The sequence below is a fragment of the Paracoccus sp. (in: a-proteobacteria) genome (genome assembly GCF_030538695.1).
Taxonomy (GTDB): Bacteria; Pseudomonadota; Alphaproteobacteria; order Rhodobacterales; family Rhodobacteraceae; genus Paracoccus.
Map to the genome: position 1 here is coordinate 58,769 of NZ_JAUNTN010000020.1, position 10,871 is coordinate 69,639.

A 10,871-nucleotide genomic window follows, 5' to 3' on the forward strand; every position below is an offset into this window, starting at 1 on the left:
GCCCGCCCGACAGCGCCGGGCGGGCATCTGCGGTCAGAACGTCTTGTTCAGAGAGATATAGAACGCCCGTCCCGGCTCGTTAAAGGTATTCGCGCCGCCGCTGGTCTCGGTCCGATACAATTGCTTGTCGAACAGATTGGTCACACCAGCCGAGACGCGCACATTGTCCGTCGCATCCCAGCGCGTGCCAAGGTTCACCAGCGTATAACCGCCGCGATCATTGGTTTCCCCAAGATCGGCGCTGGTAAAGGCGTTGATCCCGTTTGACTTGATCGGCCCGTAATGGGTCGCGGACAGCATGACCATCAGATCATCACGCACCTCCCAGTCGAGCGAGGCGTTGATCGTGTAATCCGGCACCAGACTCAGCGGCTGGCCGGTCGCCTTGATGCGGGAATCCAGCATATAGGTAAAGTTGGTGTTCAGCGCCAAGGTTTCGGTCAGCGGGGTGGCAAAATTGCCCTCCAGCCCCTCGATCACCGCCGGGCCGGTATTTTCCCAGCGGAACAGGCGGTTGGTCGTCGCATCGGGGTTGTTCTGGATCTGGCCCGACTGGATCTTGTTCTTGTAATCATTGTGGAAATAGGTCAGCGAGGCCGTCATGCCGCTGTCGCCCTCATAGGCGATACCGATTTCCTTGTTCAGACTGATCTCAGCATCCAGATCCGGGTTGCCCATGACATAGCACGGCCCCGACAGGCGCACGCCGTCCACCCAGGGACAGCCATTGCCCATCGTCGAATAGACATAGTTCGGGTTCAACTGGAACAGGTTTGGTGCCTTGAACGCACGCGCCACCCCCAGTTTCATCGTCCAGTTCTCATCGAAGCGATATTCCGCATTCAGGCTGGGCGACAGGTTGGTGCCAAAGGTATCGCTATGGTCAAAGCGCAGCCCCGGCGTCAGGGTCAGCTTGTCATCCCATTCGATGTTTGCCTCGGCATACAGCCCCAGCAGGATCTGTTTGGTTTTGGCATCGCGCTGCGTGGGGTCGTTGCTGGTATCATCCACAATGATCGTATCCGGCAGGGTGACGGTGGTTGAAACCGCGTCATCCATGAACTCGCCGCGCAACTCGGCCCCAAGCGTCACGTTCGAGGTTTTTCCACCAAGCGTCATCGGCAGCGACCATTCGGTTTTCGCCGCAAGATTTTCCAGACCGATAGTGCGATATTCCGAGGCATCATTGGTGCCGTCGCCATCCGTATCGACGCAAAAGTTGATCCGCCCCTCGCCGCTGCCGCCGGTGCCTTCGCACAGCCGGGTGTTCGAGGTGCTTTCATATTGCAGATAGCTGTTGGATTCCCCGAAATCATATTCGCCACGATGGGTCGCGCTGAACGTGCGGCGATACATGCGGTTGGTTTCCTGACCATGCAGGGATTCGGTCAGCTCGCTCATCGAACCAAGCTGCGAATCACCCGCATAGCGGTTGCCCTGACGCGAGAAGTTCGCCTCGAAATCAATCACATGACCCGGTGCCGCATCCCATGACAGCAACGCGCCAAGATCCTTGTTGATGACCCCTTCACGCCCGGCCAGCAGGGTGCCGTCCACCTCCTCGGCGGCGGCGGCGTTGATGTCCAGCGCGTCGGGGTTGGACTTGTTGTAATTGCCGTTCAGACGAAAGGTCAGCCGCTCACCCGCCGGACCGGCCACCATGAAATTGGTCCGTGCAGTGCTGCCTTCGGCGCTGCCCTCGGGGCGGTTGTAATGCACGCCCACCTGCGCGGTGAACGTATCGGGGCGCTTGGTGATGATATTGACCACACCGCCCGAAGCCCCCGAGCCATAACGCGCCGCCGCCGGGCCGCGCAGAACCTCGATCCGCTCGATCAGTTCGGGGGCAACCCAGTTGGAATCGCCGCGGGTGTCGCGCTCACCGCCGCGGCCCATCTTGACCGCATTGCGCGAGGTGACGGGCTTGCCGTCAATCAGGATCAGGGTGTTTTCCGGCCCCATACCGCGCAGGTCAATCTGGCGCTGGTTGCCGCGCTGACCGCTCGCAGTCGAGCCGGTCAGGTTCACCCCCGGCATCTTGCGCACGGCTTCGGCAATGTCATTGACGACCGGCTGCTTTTCCAGATCCTCGGCGCTGATATTGGACACGCCAAGCGCCTGTTTGATCTGTTCCTCGGCGGTCAGAACGATGGTTTCCAGAACCACCGGATCTTCGGCCGTCTGAGCCTGCGCCACAAAAGGCGAGGTCGTCAGAAGCAAAGTGAAAGCCGTGCCAGAGCACAACCGCGCGCGCATCGTCGCCATCGTCAAAATCCCTGTTCAGTGATATGCGGGCTGGCTTGCGCTGGCGGTCGCTGCCTTAGAGCATGGCAGACCAGGGTGTTCAAGAATAATTGATGACAAAAACGCTCAGCATCCTATCAGGCATCCTCATCGTGACGAAAATGCGACAGCCGGATCAGATCCCCAATCGGTCCCGCAGGCTGAACCACGTCATACCCGCAACCAGCATCGGCCAGCGGAATGCCGCCCCGCCGGGAAAGGCCGGCATCGGCAGGCTGGCCATCAGGTCGAAACCCGCACCCTGCCCCATGACCGCCTGCGCCATCTGCCGCCCGGCAAGGCTGGCCAGCGCCACACCATGCCCCGAGAACCCCGCCGCCGACAGCGCATTAGGTGCAAGCCGCTGAAAACAGGGCATCCGGTTCATGGTAATCGCCAACGTGCCGCCCCAGGCATGGGTCAGGCGCACACCCTGCAATTGCGGATACAGCGTTTCCAAAGGTTTGCGCACCTTGGCCGCAATGTCACGCGGAAAGCGATAGCCCAGCGTCTCGCCGCCGCCAAAGATCAGCCGGTCGCCGTCCATCCGCCAGTAATTCACCACAAAACGGGTATCATGCACAGCGATGTTACGGGTCAGCACCTGCGCCGCACGGTCGCCCAAGGGTTCGGTCACGGCGATGTAATTGTTGATCGGCATGACACGCGCCGCAATCTTGCCCGACAGCCCACCCGCATAGCCGTTCAGCGCCAGAATGACATGATCGCAGGTGATCCGTCCGTGTTCCGTCGCCACCACCGTCTTGCCAGTCGCGCGGTCGGCATGGTCAATCCGATGCACCCATGAGCGGTCATAGATCCGCGCCCCTGCCGCCACCGCCAGCCGCGCCATGCCAAGCGCGTGGTTCAGTGGGTGCAGATGCCCTGCGCCCAGGTCCAACTCTCCGCCGCAGAACCCTGCCGCCGGGACCATGGCACGGAAATCATCAGCACCATGCAGGCTGATCTGGTCATAGCCGTAATCCCGCGCCAGCCGGTCGATCATCCGCCGGGCGTGATCCAGTTCCGCAGGCTTGCGGAACGCATGGGCCACACCGGGATGAAACGTCACCCCGGATCGCGCGGCCAGATCTCGGGTCAGGGCCTTGGCCTCTTCGGCCATATCCCAAAGCGCACGGCTGCGGTCGCGCCCGACCAGTTTTTCCAGATCATCCACATCCAGCCGCTGACCCGAACCGACCTGTCCGCCATTGCGCCCCGAGGCCCCGAAACCCACGCGATGCGCCTCGACCAGCGCAACATCGACGCCCGCCTCGGCCAGATGCAGCGCCGCCGACAGGCCGGTATAGCCGCCGCCGATGACCACCACATCCGCCCGCGCCGCGCCGCGCAAGGGCGTAGCATCCGGCGCGGCATCACGGGTTTCGGCATACCAGCCGGGCGGGTATTCGCCGCGACGGTCATTGGCGAACAGCAGGTTCATGCGTCACACGTTCAACAGCAGATGTTCCCGTTCCCACGGGCTGATAACCTGAAGGAACTCTTTGTATTCATTGCGCTTGACCGACTCATAAACGGCGACGAACTCGGCCCCCATGACCTCGCGCATGGGGGCGCTTTCGACCATCAGATCCAGCGCATCGCCCAGCGTCAGCGGCAGCTCGTCCTCGGACATATAGGCATCACCCAGACATTCCGCACGCGGGGCCTCGGCCTCGACCAACCCAAGATAGCCGCAGGCAAGCGAGGCCGCCAGCCCCAGATAGGGGTTGCAATCCATCCCCGCCAGCCGGTTTTCAACCCGCCGCGCCTCGGGCGCGGAAATCGGCACCCGCAGCCCGGTGGTGCGGTTATCGCGCCCCCATTCCAGATTGATAGGTGCCGCGAAATCAGGAACATAGCGGCGATAGCTGTTCACATAAGGAGCCAGAAACGCCACCGCCGCCGGCAAATGCCGCTGCATCCCGCCGATGAAATGCAGGAAAGCGTCAGTCTCGCGCCCCTCGGCATCGGAAAACAGATTGCGCCCGGTTTTCATATCCACGACGGAATGGTGAATATGCATCGCGGAACCCGGCTCACCCTCGATCGGCTTGGCCATGAAGGTGGCGAAACAGTCATGGCGCAACGCGGCCTCGCGGATCAGGCGCTTGAAAAAGAAAATCTCGTCGGCCAGCGCCACCGGGTCGCCGTGGTTCAGGTTAATCTCGATCTGGCCCGCGCCACCCTCTTGCAAAATCCCGTCGATTTCAAAGCCCTGCGCCTCGGCAAAGTCGTAAATATCGTCAATCACCTTGCCATATTCATCGACCGCCGACATGGAATAGGCCTGCTTGCCCTGCGCCCGCCGCCCGCTGCGGCCCATCGGCGGAATAATCGGCTGGTTCGGGTCGATGTTGCGGGCGACCAGAAAGAACTCCATCTCGGGGGCGACAATGGGCTTCCAGCCGCGCGCCTGATACAGCCCGACGATGCGTTTCAGCACATTGCGCGGCGCGACCGGCACCGGCTGGCCCGCCTGATCCAGCACGTCATGGATCACTTGCAGCGTACAATCCGCCGTCCAGGGTGCCGCGGTCGTGGTCGAGAAATCCGGCACCATCACCATATCGGGTTCGGTAAAGGCACCCGCCGGATTATCCGCCCATTCCCCGGTGATCGTCTGCAAAAAGATCGAGTTCGGCAGGAAAAAGCTGTCCTGACGGGCAAATTTGGATGCGGGCATCGCCTTGCCCCGCGCCACGCCGGCAATGTCAGGAACGATACATTCGACCTCATCCAGCCGCACGCCATGGACATAATCACGCGCGGGTTTCGGGGCCTTGTCCAGCCAGTTCGGGGTCATGCGGCGGCCCTTTCCTGTTTGAAAAACGCCTCGATCCTGTCGGCCAGAACGGTGCGGTCCTTGCCCTCGGCCAACCGCGCCCGCGCCTCCTCGACCAGCGCCGGGGGCACCGAGGCCGAACGATGCGCGATCAGCCCGGCGATCACCTCATCGTCAAACTCGGGATGGGCCTGCACGGTAAAGGCCCGGTCGCCATAGACCAGCGCCGCATTCTCGCAAAAGCCGTTGCGGGCCACGACCTGCGCCCCTTCGGGCAGGCGCGTGACCTGATCCTGATGCCATGCGTTCAGCCGCAGCGGCTGGCCGTCAAAGTCATAATCCTGCGCCCCCACGGCCCAACCGCCGGGATGCTTGACCACCTGTCCGCCCAATGCCTGCGCAATGATCTGATGCCCGAAACAAATCCCCACCAGCGGCACCCCAGCCGCATAGGCGTCACGAATGAACGCCTCCAGCGGCGGGATAAAGGCGTGGTCCTCATAAGCGCCATGTTTCGATCCGGTCAGCAACCAGCCGTCAGCCGCACGGATACTGTCGGGAAACTGCATCGCCTCGACGTGATAAAGGTCGAAATCAAAGCCCCGCCCCGCCAGCAAATGCACGAACATCTCGTCATAATCGCCGGTCTTGCCCCGGATTTCCTCGGGGGACTGGCCGCATTTCAGGATGCCGATGCGCATTGCAAACCTCGCAGGTGACTCTTGCGGCGAAGGTAAGCCCGGCGCATGATCGCGGCAAGCCCGCAATCGTGAAAGGTATCCCATGCGCATCAACCCCGATCCCGATGGCCTGATGGAGTTTTCGGTCGTGTTCACCGACCGTTCGCTGAACCATATGTCGCAGCGGTTCCAAACCGCCATGCGCGATATTTCCGCAACCCTGCGCGACGTTTACGCTGCCCACGCCGTCGCGCTGGTGCCGGGCGGCGGCACCTATGCGATGGAATCGGTAGCCCGGCAATTTGCCCGCGACGCCCATGCGCTGATTATCCGCAACGGGTTCTTCAGCTATCGCTGGTCACAGATTTTCGAGGCGGGCGGCTTTGCCCGCGACACGACCGTCATCATGGCCCGGCCGCAGGGCAACGACCCGCAACCCGCCTACGCGCCGCCGCCCATCGCCGAGGTCGTCGCCAAAATCCGCGAGGTCCAGCCCGATGCGGTCTTCGCCCCACATGTCGAAACCGCCGCAGGGCTGATTCTGCCCGATGATTATATCCGCCAGATGGCCGAGGCCGCGCATGAGGTTGGCGCGCTGATGGTGCTGGACTGCATCGCCTCGGGCGCGGTGTGGGTGGATATGGCGGAAACCGGGGTGGATGTGCTGATCTCGGCCCCGCAAAAGGGTTGGTCGGCCTCGCCCTCGACCGGGATGGTGATGCTGTCGGACCGCGCCATGCAGCGGTTGGAGGACACCAACAGCGACAGTTTCGCCATGGACCTGCGGAAATGGCGTGCCATCATGGCGGCCTATGAAAACGGCGGTCATGCTTACCACGCAACCATGCCAACCGATGCGCTGATCGGACTGCGCGACGCGATGAACGACACCCGCGCCTTTGGCTTTGACAAGGCCAAAGCGGCACAATGGCAGCTTGGCCATGCGACGCGCGCCCTGCTGGCGGAACGCGGCATCCGCCCGGTCGCAGCCGAAGGCTTTGCCGCGCCGGGCGTGGTGGTCAGCTATACCAACCGCCCGGACATCCAGACAGGCAAGGCTTTTGTGGAACAAGGTATGCAAATCGCCGCCGGCGTGCCTCTGCAAGTGGGCGAAGGCGAGACTTTCAAAACCTTCCGCCTTGGCCTCTTTGGTCTCGACAAACTGCAAAACGTGGACGCCACCCTGACCCGCCTGCGCGAAACGCTGAATAAGGTGTTGTAACCACAAACGCCCCACAAGCCGCACCCCTGACGGAGGGTTCACACCCGCCTCCCATCGTCGCCCGACACTTGAATCCAGCAAATCGGACACTTGAATACGACCAAAATTCAGACTGCTATTTAGCGGTCATTTTTCGTCCTTATCGGCCCCGAATTCGGCGCGGATGTTTGTCCGGGCACCGCCGCCGTTGAAGGCCCATTCGTGGGTGACCGAAGTGGCGATCCATGTGCCATCCAGATCCAGACTGACGCCTGTCACCTGCACCGGGGCTTCGGCGCGCGCAAGGGGCTGGCCGACCAGCATCAGCTCAATCTCGCCTTCGCCCGCCACCATGTCGCGCTTGGCGGCGTCGGCGGCTTTCTGTGCTTCGGCCTCCGACTGATAGACCTCTCGAAGGGTCATCGAAGGGCCTTCCAGCCCGGTCTTAAGGGTGATGGTTTTTGTGCGACCGGCTGGCCGGTCGCGCCAGCGAGCGCGGATTTCCGAGTGCCGGGCGCGGGGCTTGAGGCGGACGGAATAGCCCCGGTCAGCGATCAGCATGTCGGGCGTGATAGACAGCGCGGGCATGGGCTGGCCCGAGGCGGTCTTGCCGCTGTGCCGGGCCGTGACCAGCAGGCGCTGATCTTTGGGTGTGATGACTGCGCCGGTGCGACGGCCGAGGCGGGTCAGCAGGTTCTGGTCGCTTTCTTCGGTCTGCGCCAGAAACGGAATGGCGGTTGCGCCAAGATCGGGGTTGATCTGGGGTCGCAGGTTATGCTCGGCCGCGATGGTTTGCACGATCTCGGCCAATGTCGTGGTCTCCCATTTGCGGGTTTTGGGTTCCTTCAGGGTCTTGGCATGATCGGCGGCCTTGGCGGTCAGGGTGCAGATGCGCGGCCAGCCTTCGCGGGCCAGCTCCTCAAACACATAGGTGCCGAACTCGACCAGCCCGGTTTCGCGGTAGCCGATGGCGACGGTCAGCTTTGCCCCCTCTCGCGGGCGGGCGATCTGCGGATCTGCATCGTCCAGCGTGATTACCAGCTCGTCACTCTCGAACCCGGCCTCGTCCGTGATCTCGATCGACAGCACCCGGTCCATAGCGAAGGGTTTGCCATCGGCGGTAATCACGGCCAGCGGTGTCAGGGGAGCGAGCTTAATCATATAGCTTGACCGGGATCTGGGTCGCGGTGACGGCGGCCATGTCAGGCAGGGTGATCGGCAGGCCGGGCGGCAGTATCGGGGGCTGACCGGACAGGCCCGGATTGGCGGCCAGAATGGCCTCGGCCGTGCCGCGCTGGTGGCCATAGTGCCGCCACGCGATATCGTCGATCAGCTCGCTGCCGGTTGTGGTGTAGATCGTCATTGCCCTTGCTCCTCCAACAGCGCCCGCAACCGCCTGACCTCACGCCAGAGCCGCTGCTGATAGTCCAAGCTGGCGGCATAGCGATCAGCGGAATGGCGCAGCTTGCCGCGCAGGCGTAACACCTCTTGTTCGGCCTCATCGCGGCCCCGCTGCGCTTGTTCCAGCCGCGAACCCTCAATGTGGCAGGTGCAGGCGCTGGGGCCATCATTTATACTGGCCCAGCAGGCTGGGATCAGAAACTCCAGCCCATGTTCGTCCCGCGCCCAATAACAACGGGCGTCGTTGTCGATCAGGCGATCATGTGCCTTGCGCTGCTGGGTCGTCATATCGCTTACCTCAAAACAGTCCAATTCCGGCCACGCTGATGCTGACCGGGGCGCGGGTCAGGCGCAGGCGGGCCTCCATTTTCTGGAAGGTGCCATTCGGCAAAACGTGGGTTTTTGCCACCTCCAGCGCCTCGATCAGATAGAAGCCGTAAAAGTGGCCCGACCGTGAGATCAGCGGCAGGCGGGTGCCGTGTCGCATCGCCAGCCGCATCAACTCGATTTGCAGCGGCCCACCGGGCGACAGCACCTCTTTGTAGATCACCGCGTCAATCTCAATCACCGGGGCGCTCAACTCGTGTTTCAGATGCATTACATTGTTCTAGCAGAGGAAACAAGGTAGAGGAGAACGCCAAAGATCGCACGCCTAAGTCATGATACTTTAACCTCACGCATGATATTGAGGCTTCATGCGCAATTTGGCATGTTCACGCGCAGATACAACATAATAGGAGAATGGTAATGGCCTTTAGAGCAGATGAAGCAGCTTCGAGCGGCTTCGACTGAGTAAAGAAATACCTGACCCCCGTGACGTTCTCGCCTGAGGTGCGAGCTGAGAGTGAAGCGGCTCTACTCGACATAATCGACGAACTTGGCCCCGTCGTCGAAAGCTACCCGTCGTGGTACCCGCTCGTATCCAAGCACGACGCGCACCACCCTGAAACCACGCCCAGCGAGCGAACGGGCTATCAAGGGTTGGATCATACGCGCTACTTCGCTCATGGGTTCATTACTTGCCCCTATGACGGTGTGGAGCGGGTCATAGAATCTGCATTTGCCATCAACCATCATTGCGCGAGCATCACCGCCGAAGAGTTGGATGTATCCTTCTACGCAGAAGGCGCGAAACCTGTATTGGTTAAATGCGAATGGTCCGAACCTCTGCCCCCCGGCAAGCTGGTGCCAAAGAAGCTCGCCGTCCCGCTCATGCTGGAGCAGGAGTTGCCCTGCTGGCGCTGGTCAACCCGCGCCGAAAGGTGGGAAACCATGCGCCCTTATCTGTTGGGCGAACCCCACGGCAGCCGGTCGTCTCTTTTCGTCGATCAGGAAACCGCGCTCGCCATGAAGCGGGCCTATATGGCGATGGTCGAAAGCGGCATGTTTGGGCCGTTGAAAATGGATTGATGCCCGCAGAATACGGTTAGGCGAGATCGGGCATGGACGTAGGGGCAAAGGTCAAAACGGACGGCGCTCGCCTAGCTGGCTGCGGCTGTCGCAGTGATCGGGAACCTTCTAGATTTTTTCTGAAATATTTCTGGGTGTGGGACCGGGTTTCCGCCTCAGCAGCGGGAGGTTCCAAAAGGTGCCGGTATGCACATGCGACTCGGTCGTAACTGACTGTTAAAGCGTTGTTGCAGAGCCTGCCCAACCGCCTGATGTGCCACGGCAATTCTCCGGTGGATTTGATCGATAATCAATTGATAAGATATAAAGTATATCAGTATTGTTAACACATCACGGATAGACCGCCATGAGTGACAGTCGCAGCATGTGCGCAGCACGCCTGCGCAAGCAGTAAATTAAACGTACGAACTCGTTAATATGGAGCTATACTATTAACTGTTTTGCACGTTTAAATCTGCCACAGTCACACTCGCCGTGCGTCCCGCGTCAACGACCCCATGTCAACAGCATCGTTCCCCGAATCAAGCGTCACATGCCCCTCAGGCATCTCATCGTCATCGTCGATCCATACTTAGCGTTCGAAGGCCTCGTGCAACACACCACCGCGTCCGGCTCAACGAGCCATCTATTCTGCTCGATCAGCGCCGTGAACTTGGCCACGTCGTCATCCTTGCGCAGCTTCGGCACGCGCTGATCAACCATGCCCAGCCGTTCAAACGCATCCTAGCCCTGCCAGCCCGCGACAAAGACGCGGGACCATTGCTGTTCGCCCTCGAATCGACCCTCTGCAAACTCGGCCCTATTCTCAATCGCCCACTGGAACACATCATCGACCTGATAGCGGAAGGATGACTTGGACGTGTCCTTGAACTTCGTGAACAGCCCCCAACACACAAAGTCGTCCGAATGGGCGCGACCTTGTAGGCCAGTTCCTCCGGCAGCAGATCGGCAAACTGGACCACTTCATCAACTTCCAGCGGCAGCGGCGTACTGTTCAGGAGCGTGATCTTGGCGCTGCCCGGACGTATCGGATGCGTGCCACCACCTGCAAAGATGGTGACCTGCCCCCCGAAAGATCCCTCACTTTAATGTAGAGTCTGCTCAACCGCGA

General features: G+C 61.2%; 11 protein-coding genes. 2 read left to right on the forward strand and 9 right to left on the reverse strand.

All coding sequences use genetic code 11. From position 1 onward, the window contains the following. Nucleotides 1-33: 33 nt before the first annotated feature. The 4 genes from Q4G24_RS12265 to Q4G24_RS12280 all read right to left on the reverse strand — a co-directional run bounded on the left by Q4G24_RS12265 (nucleotide 34) and on the right by Q4G24_RS12280 (nucleotide 5,769). On the reverse strand, nucleotides 34-2,265 hold the full coding sequence (locus Q4G24_RS12265; protein WP_303366823.1) for a FepA family TonB-dependent siderophore receptor: 2,232 nt from the start codon (nucleotides 2,263-2,265) through the stop codon (nucleotides 34-36). 154 nt (nucleotides 2,266-2,419) lie between these two features. Further along, the gene (locus Q4G24_RS12270) at nucleotides 2,420-3,727 is read right to left on the reverse strand and encodes an FAD-binding oxidoreductase (RefSeq protein WP_303366824.1); all 1,308 of its coding nucleotides are present in this window, start codon (nucleotides 3,725-3,727) and stop codon (nucleotides 2,420-2,422) included. A 3-nt stretch (nucleotides 3,728-3,730) separates the two neighbouring features. Then, nucleotides 3,731-5,089 carry a glutamine synthetase family protein gene (locus Q4G24_RS12275; protein ID WP_303366825.1) on the reverse strand — a complete coding sequence of 453 codons (1,359 nt, stop codon included), beginning with the start codon at nucleotides 5,087-5,089 and terminating at the stop codon, nucleotides 3,731-3,733. Continuing rightward, a complete protein-coding gene (locus Q4G24_RS12280; protein ID WP_303366826.1) occupies nucleotides 5,086-5,769 on the reverse strand; it encodes a type 1 glutamine amidotransferase in 684 nt (227 codons plus the stop codon). The genes Q4G24_RS12275 and Q4G24_RS12280 overlap by 4 nt, the downstream gene beginning before the upstream one ends. An 82-nt stretch (nucleotides 5,770-5,851) precedes the next feature. On the opposite strand from Q4G24_RS12280, the gene Q4G24_RS12285 reads away from it, so the two are divergent. Beyond that, nucleotides 5,852-6,970, forward strand: a complete 1,119-nt coding sequence (locus Q4G24_RS12285; protein ID WP_303366827.1) for an aminotransferase class V-fold PLP-dependent enzyme — start codon at nucleotides 5,852-5,854, stop codon at nucleotides 6,968-6,970. Nucleotides 6,971-7,096: 126 nt separating this feature from the next. On the opposite strand, the gene Q4G24_RS12290 is transcribed toward Q4G24_RS12285, so the two are convergent. The 4 genes from Q4G24_RS12290 to Q4G24_RS12305 are packed head-to-tail and all read right to left on the reverse strand — an operon-like array spanning nucleotide 7,097 to nucleotide 8,948. Continuing rightward, nucleotides 7,097-8,110 carry a phage late control D family protein gene (locus Q4G24_RS12290; RefSeq protein ID WP_303366828.1) on the reverse strand — a complete coding sequence of 338 codons (1,014 nt, stop codon included), beginning with the start codon at nucleotides 8,108-8,110 and terminating at the stop codon, nucleotides 7,097-7,099. Next, nucleotides 8,103-8,312 (reverse strand): tail protein X, encoded by a 210-nt coding sequence (locus Q4G24_RS12295; protein ID WP_303366829.1) that lies wholly within the window; start codon nucleotides 8,310-8,312, stop codon nucleotides 8,103-8,105. Before Q4G24_RS12295 ends, Q4G24_RS12290 begins: the two co-directional genes overlap by 8 nt. Next, the gene (locus Q4G24_RS12300) at nucleotides 8,309-8,638 is read right to left on the reverse strand and encodes a hypothetical protein (RefSeq protein ID WP_303366830.1); all 330 of its coding nucleotides are present in this window, start codon (nucleotides 8,636-8,638) and stop codon (nucleotides 8,309-8,311) included. Before Q4G24_RS12300 ends, Q4G24_RS12295 begins: the two co-directional genes overlap by 4 nt. Nucleotides 8,639-8,648: 10 nt before the next feature. Next, on the reverse strand, nucleotides 8,649-8,948 hold the full coding sequence (locus Q4G24_RS12305) for a phage tail protein (protein WP_303366831.1): 300 nt from the start codon (nucleotides 8,946-8,948) through the stop codon (nucleotides 8,649-8,651). Nucleotides 8,949-9,163: 215 nt separating this feature from the next. Between Q4G24_RS12305 and Q4G24_RS12310 the strand changes: the two genes are divergently transcribed. Then, nucleotides 9,164-9,760: a hypothetical protein gene (locus tag Q4G24_RS12310; RefSeq protein ID WP_303366832.1), complete on the forward strand. Its 597-nt coding sequence runs from the start codon at nucleotides 9,164-9,166 to the stop codon at nucleotides 9,758-9,760. 723 nt (nucleotides 9,761-10,483) lie between these two features. On the opposite strand, the gene Q4G24_RS12315 is transcribed toward Q4G24_RS12310, so the two are convergent. Then, nucleotides 10,484-10,654, reverse strand: a complete 171-nt coding sequence (locus Q4G24_RS12315; RefSeq protein WP_303366833.1) for a hypothetical protein — start codon at nucleotides 10,652-10,654, stop codon at nucleotides 10,484-10,486. Nucleotides 10,655-10,871 lie beyond the last annotated feature (217 nt).